12 protein-coding genes are annotated in these 16,463 nt (G+C 59.2%); 3 read left to right on the forward strand and 9 right to left on the reverse strand.

The window, feature by feature from the left end; translation table 11 throughout:
- Positions 1 to 2: 2 nt before the first annotated feature.
- The 5 genes from QKE19_RS02360 to QKE19_RS02380 form a co-directional block, all read right to left on the reverse strand.
- Positions 3 to 599 carry a response regulator transcription factor gene (locus tag QKE19_RS02360; RefSeq protein ID WP_048732178.1) on the reverse strand — a complete coding sequence of 199 codons (597 nt, stop codon included), beginning with the start codon at positions 597 to 599 and terminating at the stop codon, positions 3 to 5.
- Positions 596 to 1,840: a sensor histidine kinase gene (locus tag QKE19_RS02365; RefSeq protein WP_070858870.1), complete on the reverse strand. Its 1,245-nt coding sequence runs from the start codon at positions 1,838 to 1,840 to the stop codon at positions 596 to 598. Before QKE19_RS02365 ends, QKE19_RS02360 begins: the two co-directional genes overlap by 4 nt.
- 117 nt (positions 1,841 to 1,957) lie before the next feature.
- Entirely contained in the window at positions 1,958 to 2,806 is an 849-nt protein-coding gene (locus QKE19_RS02370) for a hypothetical protein (RefSeq protein ID WP_048732182.1), read from the reverse strand.
- 24 nt (positions 2,807 to 2,830) lie between these two features.
- Entirely contained in the window at positions 2,831 to 3,799 is a 969-nt protein-coding gene (locus QKE19_RS02375) for an ABC transporter ATP-binding protein (RefSeq protein ID WP_005511996.1), read from the reverse strand.
- Positions 3,800 to 3,868: 69 nt separating this feature from the next.
- Positions 3,869 to 4,750: a type IV toxin-antitoxin system AbiEi family antitoxin domain-containing protein gene (locus tag QKE19_RS02380; protein ID WP_069359792.1), complete on the reverse strand. Its 882-nt coding sequence runs from the start codon at positions 4,748 to 4,750 to the stop codon at positions 3,869 to 3,871.
- A 400-nt stretch (positions 4,751 to 5,150) separates the two neighbouring features.
- On the opposite strand from QKE19_RS02380, the gene uvrB reads away from it, so the two are divergent.
- Both uvrB and QKE19_RS02390 read left to right on the forward strand, forming a co-directional pair.
- A complete protein-coding gene (gene uvrB / locus QKE19_RS02385) occupies positions 5,151 to 7,283 on the forward strand; it encodes an excinuclease ABC subunit UvrB (RefSeq protein ID WP_016422912.1) in 2,133 nt (710 codons plus the stop codon).
- A 132-nt stretch (positions 7,284 to 7,415) separates the two neighbouring features.
- Entirely contained in the window at positions 7,416 to 7,856 is a 441-nt protein-coding gene (locus tag QKE19_RS02390; RefSeq protein WP_005511992.1) for a universal stress protein, read from the forward strand.
- Positions 7,857 to 7,940: 84 nt separating this feature from the next.
- On the opposite strand, the gene QKE19_RS02395 is transcribed toward QKE19_RS02390, so the two are convergent.
- From QKE19_RS02395 to QKE19_RS02410, 4 genes are all read right to left on the reverse strand, one after another.
- A complete protein-coding gene (locus QKE19_RS02395; protein ID WP_347890295.1) occupies positions 7,941 to 9,035 on the reverse strand; it encodes a crosslink repair DNA glycosylase YcaQ family protein in 1,095 nt (364 codons plus the stop codon).
- A gap of 34 nt (positions 9,036 to 9,069) precedes the next feature.
- Entirely contained in the window at positions 9,070 to 11,571 is a 2,502-nt protein-coding gene (locus QKE19_RS02400) for an AAA family ATPase (protein WP_347890297.1), read from the reverse strand.
- 133 nt (positions 11,572 to 11,704) lie between these two features.
- Positions 11,705 to 12,574, reverse strand: coding sequence for a DoxX family protein (locus tag QKE19_RS02405; RefSeq protein ID WP_016422909.1), 870 nt, complete (start codon positions 12,572 to 12,574; stop codon positions 11,705 to 11,707).
- Positions 12,575 to 12,763: 189 nt separating this feature from the next.
- The gene (locus tag QKE19_RS02410; RefSeq protein ID WP_083295677.1) at positions 12,764 to 13,471 is read right to left on the reverse strand and encodes an MBL fold metallo-hydrolase; all 708 of its coding nucleotides are present in this window, start codon (positions 13,469 to 13,471) and stop codon (positions 12,764 to 12,766) included.
- Positions 13,472 to 13,610: 139 nt separating this feature from the next.
- Between QKE19_RS02410 and uvrA the strand changes: the two genes are divergently transcribed.
- Positions 13,611 to 16,463, forward strand: a complete 2,853-nt coding sequence (gene uvrA / locus QKE19_RS02415) for an excinuclease ABC subunit UvrA (RefSeq protein ID WP_016422907.1) — start codon at positions 13,611 to 13,613, stop codon at positions 16,461 to 16,463.

Below are 16,463 nucleotides of genomic sequence, written 5' to 3' on the forward strand. Positions count from 1 at the left end.
TTCTAGAGCCAACCATTGTCGCGAGCAGTTTTCGCGGCCTCGACGCGGTTTGAGGTATTCGTCTTCGTGATAATTGACGACACCTGATTGCGCACCGTGCCCTTGGCAATGAAGAGCTGGCCGGCGATTGTGCCCGTATCAGCGCCTTGGAGAATCAGTCGAGCGATCTCGACTTCGCGGTCGGTCAGGGGAGAGTCGGCCGTGAAAAGTGAGGCCTCGGCCAAGGCCGGATCGATGACTCGGAGGTCGGAGTGGACGCGTCGAATAGCTTCTGCGAGCTGCTCAGGAGGCGTGTCCTTTGCCAGGAATCCGCTGGCACCGGCCTGAAGTGCGCGTTTGAGGTAGCCGGGGCGAGCAAAAGTAGTGACGACGAGGCAGCGGCAGTGGTCAGAAATTTTCGCGATGGTGTCAATGCCGTTGAGGCGCGGCATTTCGATGTCAATAAGCGCGACATCGACGTCCTGCTCGGTGACTTTTTGCGTTGTTTCAATGCCGTCGGCGGCTTCAGCCACGATGTCCAAGTCCGGTTCGGTTTCCAGTAGAGCCTTTAAAGCCCCTCGAACTAGGTGCTGATCATCAGCTATGAGAACGCGAATCATCTATTCTCCCGCGCATATTCGGTGACGGTTGTGTCAGTGAGGTGGTTTTTGGAGCTTGTGGTGGATGAACGGCCCGCGTGGTGGGAGCGGTGCGAGCGCTGCAAGCGTGACTGCGTCATCGTGGCCACAAGGCGAGTGCCGCGACCTGGTGCGGACTCGATAATGAGGTCACCGCCAGCATCCTGGACACGCTGCTTCAGCCCAGCCAATCCACCAGCGGCGACAGTTTGGCCTTCGCCCGTGGTAGCCGCGGAGGAATCGCAGCCTAGGTCGGAAATGTCGAAGCCGATGCCATCGTCGATGATTTCCACGCTGGATGGTGTGAGTTCGATTGAGACATTCTTCGCCTCAGAATGCCGAATGATATTGGTGGTGGCCTCGCGAATCACCCAGGAGAAGAGTTTCGCATTGGTGGTTACACCGCTGGAATCGTCGGGAAGTGAAGCCTCAATGTGTGCGGTGTGGAATGCCCGCGCGGCGGCGGCGAGCTCGCCTGCGAGATCCGGCTGGCGCATGCGTGTGACTGTTGAGCGGACTTCGGCAAGCGATGTGCGCGACAGAGCGGTGATGGCCTCGAGTTCGGCAGCGGCGGCATCGGGGTTGGTGTGGACCAAACGCCGCGCGACTTCAGATTTGAGCGAGATGACCGTCAGCGAATGGCCCAGCACGTCGTGGACATCGCGGGCGATGGAGTCGCGCTGCTGGCTGAGCTCAATTTCCTGGTTGAGCTGGGCTCGTTCCTGGGAGAACCTGCTGAGTTGAACAACGCAGCAGACAACGACGGCCCAAAACAGGGCATCGATGGGTAAGATGAGACCGCTTTCCGGAGCCAAGAAATGACTAATGGTAACGATTGTTGCGCCGAGCACGCCAATGCTGAGGATGGCGGGGATGATGGGCAGCATCCAACTGAGCAATGCTGCGACAAATGGCAGGAATGCGCTGGCGCCGTTTCCCACAAGCGGGATGGAGAGCAGGCCGAACGCTGCGACTATGCACAGGGCAAGTATGTTGCGAGCTCGTTGCAACCAGCCGCGAGGATAGTAGTGAAGTGAGCCCCAGATGAAGATGTACACCAGCGCAAAGCTGACAATCAGCGCAGTTATCTGAGCGACCTTTTCGGCGCCGAAACCGAAGAAGACGAAGGGTAAAACCACAATCCAGATGCCAGCCGACAGTGCGGAGTAGACATGGAATCCCTGGAAAGGATGGCTGAAGCTGCGTCGCAAAGTGGTTGTCATAGATGCCTAGGCGGTCTCGGTCGGTGGCAGAGGGAAGTTGGTCTCGTTAGTCACAGGTTAGATGGAGGCGATGGCTATCGCTTGGGTTTGCTATCTAGCCGTGTTTCGCCGCGTTATTTACAGCCGCGACTTCTCGCGCTTGTTCAGATATATGCAGAAGCCGATTAGCAGGATGCTCCAAACTGCAACATTGACAATGGGCACCCACAGTGGCTCGGTGTAGAGTCCTGCACCAGTATCCGTGCTGGGAGTAAGACCTGCGGTCAGCGGATACCTCGACAGAGTCACAGAACCGAACAGCGGCGTGAAGCGGCTGATTGCCAGCAACGCGCCCTGCATCGGGATAAAGAGGTTGCCGAGGTAAGACAGCACGACAATCGAGCCCGACGCGATACTGAGCGCTGACGGCTTCGGCAGCAGCAGTGCCCAGGCATAGCCGTAGAAACCAAACGGCAGACAGGTTACAACACAGAGAATGAAGCTGACAATCCAGGCCCGTGGCTCCATCTCGGTGCCGATGACGAGGCCGAGAAGATACATTGCCGCAATCGGCAACACTGCGGCGAAGAGCACCAGAATTGCCTGGCTTAGTACAATACGCGACGTCGACATTGGTGTCAGCGCAAGCTGGCGACCCCATCCCGTGGTTTGCTCCATAATCGTTTGTCCGGCGCTGGCCACCGCTGCTGTGACGCCGCCGTAAATAGCCATGCCAATCATCACGTAGGCGGTGACATTGCCGTGAGGGAAGGCATCGCCGCCGCGGTCGAGCGAGGCACCGAACACCAGAAAGAACAAGATGGGCAGGCCGATGGAGAAGAACAGGTTCGACCAGTCGGACAGATAGCGTTTGATCTGAATGGCGATGTATGTCGACAGGCCGTGGGATTCGGTTAGCTTTGTTGCGCTGGTACCAGCAGTCGCGCCGGGTATGTCGGACGAAGTTTCAGTCGCGGTGTACGTCATGGCAATCCTTTCCAGTTATTTCCTTTAGTTCCCAGCAGCCACGGCGACATCGGGCGTGGCATCAGCTGCAACATCTGCGTCACGCTGCATAGAAATGAAAATGTCATCAAGCTTCGCGCGCTGGACCGTGAAGTCGGTCGCATCCGTCTCCGTTACCAAGTGACGAAGCAGTGAGTCCGAATCCCGTGTCCGCAGCCGCACGCGCCTACTGGTCCCGGCCGGTTCCCCAGCAGCGCTACTCAACCAGGTGACCTCATCGACCTCAGTGCGCTCTGAAAGCTCCGGTGCCGCACCCGGAAAATTAGCCTCAACCAGCACTGATTTACTCAGCGCAAGCATGCTCGGCGTATCCAAGTCCGCCATGATACGCCCTTTGTGCAGCATGATGATTCGCTTCGAAAAATCCTCCGCCTCATCCATGTAATGCGTGGTGAACAACACCGTCGTGCCACGCTCCGCCCGGGCATGAATATCCGCCCAAAAATTGCGCCGCGCACTCGGATCCATCCCCGCTGTCGGCTCATCCAACACAATCAACTCCGGATCACCGAGCAGGGCCAACGCAAACTTCAATCGCTGCTGCTCACCGCCCGAGCACTTACCGACTTTCCGCTTCAGCAAGGGTTCCAGCCGCGCTTGCTTTACGACGTCCGCCAACGCCACATGCTCCGAATAGCCACTGGCAATCATCTTGAGTGTGTCCTCGACCGTTACGTCGGGAAGCAAACCGCCCGTCTGCAAGATAGCGCCGACCTGCTGAGCATTGACCGCGTTCCTGGATGATTGGCCGTTGACTTCGATGCGGCCGGCGGTGGGTGTGGTCAGGCCGAGGATGAGATCGATAAGTGTGGTTTTGCCTGCGCCGTTTTCACCGAGGATGGCGACGACCTCACCGCGGCGGACGGTGGCGCTGACATCATCGAGTGCGGTTACCTGGCCTTTGCTGAATTGCTTGGTGATATTGGAGAACTCGAGAATTACGTCCGGATTCATAGTTCCAAGTTCAGCGCGGATTAGAGGTATGGACGTATAGGTGGTGTCACGAATTGCCCATGACAGGTGTCATTGCTTGTTGGCGTAGCCAACCGTTGGATTCCACTCCCAGACTTTCTGGCAGGCAGGCCATCCTGGTTTATAGTCCACGCGGGGACGGCGCTTTTGTACCCATCGGATTGCCTGCTCGATTTCGTCGAGGACGCTGTCGAGATTCCAATTGATGCATGAGTCTGTGAACCTTAGGATTATCCAGCCGTGCAGCGTGCCGGAGTTGGTCTTCCAGCGATCTGTGATGAACGAGTCCTCGTTGGCGTGGTACTTCTCTGAGTCAACTTCGATGGCTATTTTCCACTGGTCAAGCAGGATGTCGAAGCAGTAGGGGCCGATGTACTGGTTCATTCGGATGCGGTACCCGCGCTTGATTAGTGGACGGGCCAGCTTGCGCTCGAGTTCGCTGCATGAGCCAATCGGCGTGGTGGTGATGGTTTCACGCAGCCATGCGGGGACTTTCCGCATCCGGCTGAGGTCGTGGTTGAGTCGCTTCTCGCCGCCCCGGCCGGCGTAGTGTGTTTCCAGGATTCTGCGTGCATAGTCTTTTGAAGCTCGTGCTGCCCAGAGTGCTTCGACAACTGGGAGGCCATTGATGTCGGTGTAGGCCGGCAGACGACTGTGCCTAATGGAGAAGGTCTCGGCCTGAACTGATCCCGCGCCCTCTGCCTGGATAGGAAGTGTCAGGGGAAGTCTCAAGTGGATTTGAGCTGCGCTTTTACCGCTTAGCGCAATGCTTTTGTAATGCCCCGTGATTGCTCGGGCGACTGAGGCGGGAGAGTGGTCGTCAATGTAGAGGCCTCGTACCAATTTAGTTAGCCTGCCTTGTTGTAGGAGGGCTCTGGTCTTTTTCTCTCCGATGCCGAGTGCACGCAACTCGGCCGTGGTGAAACTTCCCATGGTCGGGACTCTAAGCTCTTGCGGCCCAGGGGATTTTCTGTGAGAGAGGCTCCGTGTCCAATCTGTGGACAACTTTCAGGGTGTGGATAACCCAGGCCTCCCGCAGCCTCGCAGCCTTGCAGCCTCGCAGCCTCGCAGCCGTGGACCATCGATAAGACGGCTTGCGCTTCACCACGAGCCAGCCGCTGCGCACTAAGGGCCAGCTGGTGAAGCGGAACCCGCCTTTGCTGGCCTGGCACCGACTTTATGCCAGCCTTGTCCAAATCTGTGCCGATCTTAATGTTGGCTCGGAACTCGACAGCCGACCCTAGGCCCCTGGGCCCCAGCCCTGGATAGCCCAAAGCCCCAGGAAGTAACGTAACCAGCCGCTTTCAAGACAGCCTTCGCTACGCTGGGAACTATGGCATTTGCAGCAGAGCAACCCGTCCTCGCACACTCGGAGTTCCGGCCCGTCGGTGAAGTCGAGCGCGCTGAGGGAAACTTCGAGGTCATCAGTGAATTCGAACCGTCGGGCGACCAGCCGCAGGCAATCGCGGAACTGTCGGAGCGCCTAGATAGAGGCGAGCGCGAGGTAGTCCTGATGGGTGCCACGGGCACCGGTAAGTCAGCCACCGCAGCGTGGTTGATCGAAAAGGTGCAGCGGCCAACCCTCGTCATGGCACCGAACAAGACGCTTGCGGCCCAGCTGGCCAATGAGCTCCGCAGCCTGCTGCCAAACAACGCGGTCGAGTACTTCGTTTCGTACTACGACTACTACCAACCCGAGGCCTACATCGCGCAGACCGATACCTATATTGAAAAGGATTCCTCCATCAACGAGGACGTGGAGCGCCTGCGCCACTCGGCTACTTCAGCGCTGCTGTCGCGTCGCGACGTAGTCGTCGTCAGCTCTGTTTCTTGCATCTATGGCCTGGGTACCCCGCAGTCATACCTCGACCGTTCGGTGTGGCTGAAGGAGGGCGAGGAAGTCGACCGCGACCAGTTCCTGCGCCTTTTGGTGGACATTCAGTACGCCCGCAATGACATTGCCTTTACCCGCGGCACCTTCCGAGTAAAAGGTGACGTGGTCGACATCATCCCGGCCTACGAAGAAAAGGCCGTGCGGGTGGAGTTCTTCGGCGACGAGATTGATTCGCTGTACTACCTCAATCCAGTCACGGGCGACGTCATCGACCAAGTCCCTGAGCTGCGCATCTTCCCAGCTACGCACTATGTCGCAGGCCCGGAGCGGATGGAACGGGCCGTCGCGGACATCAAGGCCGAACTCGCCGAACGCCTGGCGGATCTGGAAAACCGGGGCAAGTTGCTGGAAGCACAGCGTCTGCGCATGCGCACGGAGTACGACCTCGAAATGATTGAACAGGTCGGCTTCTGCTCCGGCATTGAGAACTACTCGCGCCACATCGATGGTCGCGCGCCGGGCTCGGCCCCCGCGACGCTCATTGACTATTTCCCGGAGGACTTCCTCACCATCATCGATGAGTCGCACGTCACCGTGCCGCAGATTGGCGGCATGTTCGAGGGCGATGCCTCCCGTAAGCGCAACCTCGTCGACTTCGGTTTCCGCCTCCCATCGGCGTTGGATAACCGCCCGCTGACGTTCGACGAATTCGATGCCCGCGTGGGCCAGGTCGTGTTCATGTCCGCAACGCCGGGTGACTATGAGCTCGAAAAGACCGGTGGCGAGTATGTGGAGCAGGTTATTCGTCCGACTGGGCTGGTGGACCCCAAGATCGTCGTTAAGCCTACTGAGGGGCAGATCGATGATTTGATCGGCGAGATCCGAAAGCGCACCGAGCGTGACGAGCGCGTTCTCGTCACAACCCTGACGAAGAAGATGGCGGAGGATCTGACCGACTACCTGCTCGAAAATGGCGTGCAGGTGCGGTACATGCATTCGGATGTGGATACGCTCAAACGCGTTGAGCTGCTGCGGCAGTTGCGTCTCGGCGAGTACGACGTGCTGGTCGGTATTAACCTGCTGCGCGAGGGGCTGGACTTGCCCGAGGTTTCGCTGGTGGCAATTCTCGACGCCGACAAGGAGGGGTTCCTGCGTTCGGAGCGCTCGTTGATTCAGACGATTGGCCGTGCCGCGCGAAACGTCTCCGGCGAGGTGCACATGTACGCCGACAAGATCACCGATTCCATGCGGTTCGCCATCGACGAGACGGAGCGCCGCCGCGAAAAGCAGATTGCTTACAACACTGAGCATGGCATCGATCCGCAGCCGCTGCGCAAGAAGATCGCGGACATTCTGGATCAGGTCTACGACAACGCTGACACCGATTACGAAGGCAAGACCGGTGCGGCCGCTGATGCGCTGCTCTCGCGTGCCGACGGCTCGGGCGCGGCCGATGGTGCTAGCGGTAAGCAGATGCCGAGGGCGGAGCTCGAGGCGCTCATCGCGGATTTGTCGGAGCAGATGGCCGCGGCTGCGCGAGAGTTGAAGTTCGAGCTCGCGGGGCGCTTGCGCGATGAGATTTTCGACCTCAAGAAGGAACTTAAGGGGATGATTGAGGCCGGTGTCGAGTAGTTTTTTGCTACTGTTGTGGGAAGTAAAACAGTGTATTCGCGAAAGTGCCTCTGGCCAGTGGGTTCGGGGCAACGACGGCGTTACGCACGATGAACTGTTTTAATGCAACTTCCACAGTGAGGGATAGTTTTCATGAGTGATTACAAGACCATTGTTGTCGGCACGGATGGTTCTAAGTCGTCGCTGCTCGCAGTAGAGCGCGCTGCCTCGATTGCTGCTGCTTTCGATGCCACCCTGGTTATCGGCTGCGCTTACTACGAGACTGCAGAGGATGCGTCCAAGACCCTGCGCCAGGATTCAGTTCAGGTCCTCGGTGATGATCCGGCTCAGAAGAACCTGGCTGCTGCTAAGGAGGCCGCAGAGGCCGTCGGCGCTACCAAGGTTGAGACCGAGGTTCGTTCCGGCTCCCCGGTTGAGGCTCTGATGTCTCTGGTCACTGACCGTCGCGCTGACCTGCTGGTGGTTGGTAACCGCGGCATTAACTCGCTGACTGGTCGTCTGCTGGGCTCCGTGCCGGCTGATGTTGCTCGTCAGTCGGACTGTGACGTTATGATCGTTCACACTGTGAGCTAACAAAACGGTGAGCTAGTAAGACCGTCAGCTAACAATTTAGCCTTCGCTTTAAACCGGCACCTCTTAGATGAGGTGCCGGTTTTTCTATTGCCGGCCGGTGATAATCCCTTCTTCAACTACAAAAGGCCAGCTAATTCCGTTTCTGGTTAAGACCTGGTTGCGAAGGGATTCAGGAAGAGTTTCGGTGCGGCTGCCGTAGCCCATGAGGTACTCGTCAAAAGCGGGCAGTCGAAGCGTCAGTGAAAGCGCGGCTTCAAGCTCGGCTTCAGTTACGTTCTGCTGCCATGTCGGCATGAAGTACTCATTTTGCGCGAGATTTTCACCGATGAATTCTGTGTCAGTTGGCGCGTCCGGAGAGGCAGAGGAATCGAGGGAGAAAGGAACTATTAAGTGATCGATAAGCTTAAGGGCCTTTTTCGCTTGAGTTTTCGTCAGCCCCAGCCACCACGCGAAGTCAGCTACACAGATAGGTCCGCGGGAATTAACATAGCGCCAGGCAATGTCGGCCAGCGTGGATTCAGCTGAGTGTTCTGTGCTGGAGCCCTCTGTGGTATTTGCTGAGAGGCCGTCTTTGGACGTTACGTCGGCAAGCAGGACGAAGGTATCTTCGGATCCTCTTCGTGGCCCTTGGACGACAGCGCCTTCGCCGCCGAATGTGCGCAGTAGGTGAGGACCTCTTTGTTCCGTGGGGTCTATTCCATGATCTGCGAAAACCTCATAGGCTTCAGTCCGAGTCAGCGGGTCGGACAGGCCACGTGAGCGCAATTCGGAATGAAATGCTGCCCTTGCGGTCTGCACATCATCTTGAGAAAGCCCGAGTGTCGTACGACGTCTTGCTGCTGCCTTTTCGATGCGCGGATTCGTCAACCTCATAATTGCTCCCGCGTCTTGCGCTGAAACAAAGTGCAGGGTGCCTCGTTGCGACCAACAGCGAACGATGTCGTAAGAAGAAATGGCTGCTAAAACATCGTCGGTGGTGCTGCCACTGCGCAAGGCGATGGCATCAACACCGTTCGAATAATTCTGTCCTTGCAGAGCAACCATGCCATGCGTTGCTGATAATGCAGGCGACTTGAGGTTTGTATTCCAATCGCTGCGTGCTTGACTTGCAGCTAACCCCTGGGCAATGAGACGGCGTGCGCGAAGTTCAGCTAGCTGAGGTAGATAGTTTTGGGACATTATGTCTCACTCATTCTGTACGGCACTATCCTCGTCATTCTAACCACTGCAGCTCCGGCAAAACGCCTGACTGCTGAGGCGCCACAACAATTAGCCCCTGGGTCGCACGAGTCAGTGCAACATACAGGTCCTGTAGCCCCTGCGGAGACTGTGCCACAATCTGGTCGGGCGCAACGACGATAACCTCGTCGAATTCCAGGCCTTTTGAGGTCGTAATGTCGTAGACCGCGCAGTTGGTGAGCTTGCTGGGGCGAGTAGCAGGTGCGTCATCGGCGGCACTAGCCCCGCCAGCACCATCAGGGTCACCATCTCCATCAGCTCCACCACCGAGGAACTCCCGCACCTCCGCGCGCGTGGCTTCGAGCAATTCGGCGGGCGCGATTACAGCGGCCAGGCGGTCCGGCTGCGCAACCTGCTCCACATGCGCCAGAGCCTCCGTCACGGTGCGAGCCTGGACAGGCTTGCGGCCGGTCGCGCGGATCGACTGCGGTGCCTCCAGCTCCGGATCAATCTCGGCCAGGACGCTGGCGGCGACCTCCATCACCTCAGCTGGGGTGCGGTAGTTGACGGTCAGCTCGTGGAGATGCCACCTCGAGCCGATGATGGGTTCCAGCACATCATCCCAGGTCGCGGCACCTGCGGGGGAGCCCGTCTGGGCCACGTCACCGACGAGAGTCATCCAGCCGTTGGGGCTGCGGCGGCGCAGCATTCGCCAGGCCATCGCGGAGAGTTCCTGAGCCTCGTCGACGATGACATGGCCGTAGGCCCACAGGCGATCCGCCGCCGCCCGCTCGGCGGTGGATCGCAGGTCGCGCTCACGGTGGCGTTCGGCCAGTGCCTCGGCATCGATGACGTCATACGCTGACAAAATTTCGGCCTCAAAGCCGTCGTCAAGATCCTGGGACGCAGAACTGGACAGGGTATCCAACGCGCCCTGCGCCTCCTCGACGCGGGCCTGCCAATTCTCGTCATCGGTCTCCGCTTCACCAACCGGACCGAGGAGCTCCGCCAGCTCGTCGAGAAGCGGGGCGTCGGAAGGCATCCAGTCGGTGCCTTCCGGCCGGTAGAGAGCCTCGCGCGTCAGCTCGTCGTAATCGCTGGCGGCGTAGTCGATGGCCTCGCGGGAACTCAGCAGTTCCGACAGCACCTGCTCGGGTGTGAGTGCGGGCCACAGCTCGTCGAGGATGTCAGCGACTGCTCCGGATTCGTCAATTTCGTCGCGCAGGTCGGCAACGTCGGTCACGGACAGCAGGTTTTCGCCGCCCAGCGGGTCGGCGCCAATGACCTCGGCCATCTGTGCGGCCAGGAGTTCCACCACGTGATCCCGGAAAATCGGACGTGCCAGATTGTGTGGTTTACGAGTCCGCCGCGCACGCGTTCGCGCGGCTTTCACCATCTCTGGCGTGATGGTCAGGATGATGTTGTCGTTATGGACTTCAAGCGACTCCGCGGGGAGCTCCTGGTAGGCCCGCACGGCTTCGCGCAGGATAGTGAGCATCTCAATCGAGCCCTTAACTTCCTGCGCAACCAGGGGTTCGGGGTTGTGCCCGTCGATAAGCGCGTCGGAAGCGTGCACGCCGGGGTAGAGATCGGCGATGGTGGTCAGCACCACGCCTGTTTCGCCGAGGCTCGGCAGCACGCGCGAGATATAGTCGAGGAAGGTCGTGTTCGGGCCGATGATGAGGACACCGGTTTTCGCCAGCTGATCGCGGTAGGTGTAGAGAAGCCACGCGACGCGATGCAGCGCCACCGCCGTCTTGCCCGTGCCGGGACCGCCCTGGACGACCAGGGTGCCGCGGGTGGAGTCGCGGATGATGAGGTCCTGCTCGCGCTGAATGGTCTCCACAATGCCGCGCATATGGCCGGTGCGCGCTTGATTCATGACCTCGCGCAGCACCGATTCGCCACCGACACCAGCCTCGACTTCGGTTTCGTGTGCGCTGTCGGCTTCCTCGCCGGAGAGCCATTCGTCGTCAATGCTGCGGACCTTCCGGCCGTGCGTGCGCAGGTGTCGACGCAGGCTGACTCCCTCGGAATGCGCGGTCGTGGCCAGGTAAAACGGGCGCGCGCCGTCGGCACGCCAATCCATGATGACCGTGCGGTAGTCGTCGTCTTCATCGGACAGGCCGATTCGCCCGATGTATCGCTTATCGACGGTCGCCCCCGGCCCTTCCTCTGACAAAGGATTGTCGGGGTCTGTGTCATCGATATCGATTCGACCAAAGACCAGGCCAATCTCGGCTGAGCGGTAGCGGTCCAGATTAGCCTGTAGTCGGTGGTATTCCACCTCGCGTTCAACGCGGGCTTGCGGGTCTGGGTCGTCGATGAGCATGACCTGGCGCAGGTACTCTTGGTCGCGCTCGCGTGCCCGGTCGAGGAAGCTGAACGCACGGTCGACGTAGGCCTGTTCGGCAGCGAGGGTACTCTCTTCTTCTCGCTGTGGTGCTGAACTTGCTTGGTCCGGCAGACCTGCCTGGCCAGTGTGGCCAATGCGGCCTGTCTGGTCCTGCCCGGGCTCGGATGCGCGCGACGCCAACCTGGTCTCCTCAACGAATCGCTGAATTAGTGCTAACTGATGTGCTGAATGAATATAAAAATATGAAAACGCTCCCGCACGCGTAGTGGCGTGGGGAGCGTTTAAGTATACCGCCTTAACTGCGGCAGCAAACTTACTGCAGGCGCTTCTGCGCCTTCTTTGCGGACTTCTTGGCCTCCTTGGAAGCCTTGGCTGCGCGCTTGCGCAGTTCCTTGCGCTGCTTGCGAGTGTCCTTCTTGAGATCCTTGCCCAGGTCCTCGGCGTAGTCGCGAGCGTCCTCAGCGAGCTCGGTAGCCTTGGCAATCCAGTCGTCCTTGTTGTCCTCGACGTAGCTCTTAGCGGTGTCGAAGGCGTCGGTGAGCTGCTCGCGCCAGCCGTCCTTGTTGTCCTCGACGTATTCACGAGCCCCATCGGTGGCCTCAGAAGCGCGGTCACGGAGCAGGCCAGCCTTTTCGCGGACGTTCTCGCCGGCGGAAGCGAAGGCTGCGCTGATTTCCTCAGTGCGCTGCTCGGTTTCAGACTTGGTCGGCAGGGCAGCCTGAACCTTCTTGTTCAGCTGCTTGCCTGCCTTCTCAGCGCGCCAAGCGACACCCGGCTTGCCGTCGGTGTCAGCGGTAGCCAGGAAGAGGCCACCCAGCAGACCGATGTCGGTCAGGAAACCAGTGCGGCGAGCTGCCTTCTCCTTCGAATCCTGGGTCTCCCAGAATGCGTGGCGAGCCAGCATCGTCGGAACCTGTGCAGCGACCAGAGCGGTGGCGGACAGGCGTGGAGCCTTACCCAGAGCGTAGAGGGAACCCGCAGCAACCTTGGTACCAGCGACGACCTGGACAACCAGCTTCTCACTATTTGGCACGTACTTGTTGTACTGGTTCGGGGTTACGGAGCGGACGCGGGCAATTAGGTCGCGTGCGCCCTCTTCATGATCCTTTTGGTTCATCAGCGTGTCGACACCGTCGGCAACGAAAACCGAGGCCAGCATTGGTCGGGCAAACTTGCGAATCATCTAAATTCCATCTCCTTTGTCGTCCAGGTGAAACCGTGTTTTTGGCCATCTGGTCGCTGTAATTCACTATTAATCCTACGCAGCCCGGCCTATTTATGTCGCGGGAATGACGAGTTTTTCAGAAGCTCCGGCTGCATCCAGCGCTGCCAACCACACTCATCCAGCACTACCGACCACGCTCATCCAGCGCTACCAACCACGCTGGCGCCAGTTCTCGACCTCGGGGCTCTCGACACCAACTGTGGTGTCTTTGCCGTGGCCGGGGTGAATCACCGAGTCGGCGGGGTAGACGTGAAAGAGGCGGCTCTCGACATCGTCGATAAGCTGCGTGAAATCCTCGGGCGAGTACGTTTTGCCGACACCGCCTGGGAAGATGCTGTCACCGACGAAGAGGTGGTGTGACGGGGTGTCGTCGGAAAGCGCGCCGGCCTCCTTGGCGGACAGGTCGAGGCAGAGACCGCCCTTGGTGTGTCCGCGCAGGATGAACGTGGGCAGCGTGATGCCCTGGCCGAACGTGATGGTCTCGCCGCCGTCGAGCTGCTGGTCGGCGGGCTCGGGAATGTCGGCAGCGTCGAGGCTGGACGTGATGTGGCGGGCCGGGAATGCCTGTAGAAGTTCGCCGAGCGCCTGGACGTGATCGCCGTGGGAGTGCGTGGTGACAATCGTGCGCACCTGCGCGCCGACGTGCTCAACCAGGCGGATTAGGTGCTCGGCGTCGGTGGCGGCGTCGATAAGTAGAGAACTGTCGGGCTCGCGGGAGTCGACCAAAAGGTAGACGTTGTTGTCCATCGGTCCGACGGAGGTCTTATAAATAGTGACATTGCCGTAGTCAATGCGCTCAACGCCGCGCGTGCTCGGCGAGTTGGAGTAGGGGCTGATTGTAATGTCGTCGTTCATGCGCCCCAGGGTAATGAGGTGTCTGTCGGCGCGCTAGGAGCGCAACGTAACCACGAGTCTCTGAACACATGTGCGAAAAATTGGTTATGGGCTGTAGACTAGTCGGCAGTGAATCGTCGACGAATTGAGGTTTCCCACTGTGGCTGAACGTCTAGTGGTCAGAGGCGCCCGCGAGCATAACCTGCAGGGTGTTGACATCGATTTGCCCAGAGACAAGATGGTGGTTTTCACCGGTCTGTCGGGGTCGGGTAAATCGTCACTGGCATTTGACACAATTTTCGCCGAGGGCCAGCGCCGTTACGTGGAGTCGCTGAGCTCCTATGCGCGCATGTTCCTGGGGCAGATGGAAAAGCCCGATGTAGAGATGATTGAGGGGCTCTCGCCGGCGGTGTCGATCGACCAGAAGTCGACGAACCGCAACCCGCGCTCGACCGTCGGAACCATCACTGAAGTGTATGACTACCTGCGTCTTCTCTACGCGCGCACCGGTACTCCACACTGTCCGACCTGTGGGGAAGTGATCTCCTCACAGACTCCACAGCAGATCGTCGATCAGGTCATGGAAATGCCGGAGGGCACCAAATTCCAGGTCCTCGCACCCGTCGTGCGCACGCGCAAGGGTGAATTCGTCGACCTATTTGAACGCCTCGCATCCGAGGGCTACGCGCGTGTCATCGTCGATGGTGAAATGCACCGTCTGACGGATCCGCCGAAGCTGAAGAAGCAGGTCAAGCACGATATTGACGTGGTCATTGACCGTCTCCAGGTGAAGGAGTCGCAGCAGCGCAGGCTCACCGATTCCGTCGAAACGGCGCTTCTGCTTGCCGACGGCGTCGTGGTCATCGACGCCGTCGGGCTAGAGGCGGACGACCCGCGTCGAACTCAGCGGTTCTCGGAGAAGATGGCCTGCCCGAATGGGCACCGTATTGCTATCGATGAGTTGGAGCCACGGTCGTTTTCCTTTAACTCGCCGTATGGTGCGTGCCCGGAGTGTGACGGTATCGGTACCAAGCTGGAGGTGGACACGGACCTGGTGATTCCAGATCCGTCGCTGCCGACGATTGAGGCGATTGCGCCGTGGCGGCAGACGCTGAACAAGAAGTACTTTGAAAAACTGGTCGAGGGGCTCGCCACCGAGATGAGCTTCGACCCGACCACGCCTTTTGAGGAACTTACAGCGCCGCAGCGCAAGGCCCTGCTGCATGGTTCCAGCCACAAGGTCACGGTGCGTTACCGCAATCGGTATGGCCGCACTCGCCAGTACACCGCACCGTTTGAAGGCGTGATGCCATACCTACACCGCAAGCTGTCACAGGCGGAGAGCGACTCTCAGAAGGAGCGTTTCCAGGGGTACATGCGTGAGGTGCCGTGCCCGGCATGTAGCGGTACTCGTTTGCGTCCGGAAATTCTTTCGGTGACGTTGGATTCGGCGGAGTTCGGGCAGAAGAATATTGCCGAGCTGACAGAGCTATCGGTTCACGATGGCTCGGCATTCCTGAATTCGCTGACTCTGGGCAAGCGCGAGGAAATGATTGCCGGGCGTGTTCTGCGTGAGGTGCAGGCTCGTCTGAAGTTCCTGCTTGACGTTGGCCTGGATTATCTGTCCCTGTCTCGTTCGGCAGGCACGCTGTCCGGTGGTGAAGCGCAGCGAATTCGTCTGGCCACACAGATTGGTTCGGGGCTCGCTGGCGTGCTCTACGTCTTGGATGAGCCCTCGATTGGTCTTCACCAGCGTGATAACAACCGTCTAATCAAGACTCTGAAAAACCTGCGCGACCTGGGCAATACCCTGATTGTGGTCGAGCATGATGAGGACACGATTCGCGAGGCCGATTGGCTGGTCGACATTGGGCCAAAGGCCGGTGAATACGGTGGGCAGATCGTCTACCAGGGTGAACCGTCTGGCATCGTTGACTGCGAGGAATCACTGACAGGTGCGTATCTCTCGGGTCGTCGGGTATTGGCGGTGCCGGAGAACCGTCGTGCGATTGATAAGTCGCGCATGGTGACGGTCAAGGGCGCTCGCGAAAACAACCTGAAGAAGATTGACGTGAAGTTCCCCCTCGGCGTGTTGACCTGCGTTACGGGTGTTTCCGGGTCCGGCAAGTCCACCTTGGTCAACGAAATCCTGGCCAAGGTGATGAGCAACGAGCTCAACGGTGCTCGTCAGGTGCCGGGTCGACACAGCCGCGTGGAGGGGTTGGATCAGCTGGACAAGCTGGTGCAAGTTGATCAGTCGCCGATTGGTCGCACCCCGCGTTCCAACCCAGCGACGTACACCGGTGTGTTCGACAAGATCCGCAATCTCTTCGCCGAGACACAAGAGGCCAAGGTTCGTGGCTATAAGCCCGGTCGATTCAGCTTCAACGTCAAGGGCGGCCGCTGTGAGGCGTGTAAGGGCGACGGCACCATCAAGATTGAGATGAACTTCCTGCCGGATGTCTATGTGCCTTGCGAGGTTTGCCACGGCGCGCGCTACAACCGCGAAACGCTGGAGGTTCGTTACAAGGGCAAGACCATCGCTGAGGTTCTGGACATGCCCATCTCCGAGGCAGCGGAGTTCTTCGAGCCGATTCAGTCGATTGCGCGTTATCTCAATACGCTTGTCGACGTCGGCCTGGGCTATGTCCGTCTCGGGCAGGCGGCAACCACACTCTCGGGCGGTGAGGCTCAGCGTGTAAAGCTGGCCAGTGAGCTGCAGAAGCGCTCCAATGGCCGGACGGTCTACATCTTGGATGAGCCGACCACGGGGCTGCATTTTGAGGACATCCGCAAGCTCATGTTGGTGTTGCAGGGCCTGGTGGACAAGGGCAACACCGTCATTGTCATTGAGCACAATTTGGATGTCATCAAGTCTGCGGATTGGATCATCGACATGGGGCCGGAAGGCGGCTCCGGCGGTGGCACCGTGGTTGTAGAGGGCACGCCGGAGGATGTCGCGAACTGTTCCGGCTCCCACACCGGGCAGTACCTGAAGCCGCTGCTTAAGTAG

Origin of the sequence: Corynebacterium sp. c8Ua_99, assembly GCF_039907185.1 — a bacterium.
Taxonomy (GTDB): Bacteria; Actinomycetota; Actinomycetes; order Mycobacteriales; family Mycobacteriaceae; genus Corynebacterium; species Corynebacterium jeikeium_D.

Excerpts from the sequence above, each read along its gene's own strand:
- QKE19_RS02360 (WP_048732178.1), bottom strand. The coding sequence starts at position 599 with ATGATTCGCGTTCTCATAGCTGATGATCAGCACCTAGTTCGAGGGGCT.
- QKE19_RS02365 (WP_070858870.1), bottom strand. The coding sequence starts at position 1,840 with ATGACAACCACTTTGCGACGCAGCTTCAGCCATCCTTTCCAGGGATTC.
- QKE19_RS02370 (WP_048732182.1), bottom strand. The coding sequence starts at position 2,806 with ATGACGTACACCGCGACTGAAACTTCGTCCGACATACCCGGCGCGACT.
- QKE19_RS02375 (WP_005511996.1), bottom strand. The coding sequence starts at position 3,799 with ATGAATCCGGACGTAATTCTCGAGTTCTCCAATATCACCAAGCAATTC.
- QKE19_RS02380 (WP_069359792.1), bottom strand. The coding sequence starts at position 4,750 with ATGGGAAGTTTCACCACGGCCGAGTTGCGTGCACTCGGCATCGGAGAG.
- uvrB (WP_016422912.1), top strand. The coding sequence starts at position 5,151 with ATGGCATTTGCAGCAGAGCAACCCGTCCTCGCACACTCGGAGTTCCGG.
- QKE19_RS02390 (WP_005511992.1), top strand. The coding sequence starts at position 7,416 with ATGAGTGATTACAAGACCATTGTTGTCGGCACGGATGGTTCTAAGTCG.
- QKE19_RS02395 (WP_347890295.1), bottom strand. The coding sequence starts at position 9,035 with ATGTCCCAAAACTATCTACCTCAGCTAGCTGAACTTCGCGCACGCCGT.
- QKE19_RS02405 (WP_016422909.1), bottom strand. The coding sequence starts at position 12,574 with ATGATTCGCAAGTTTGCCCGACCAATGCTGGCCTCGGTTTTCGTTGCC.
- QKE19_RS02410 (WP_083295677.1), bottom strand. The coding sequence starts at position 13,471 with ATGAACGACGACATTACAATCAGCCCCTACTCCAACTCGCCGAGCACG.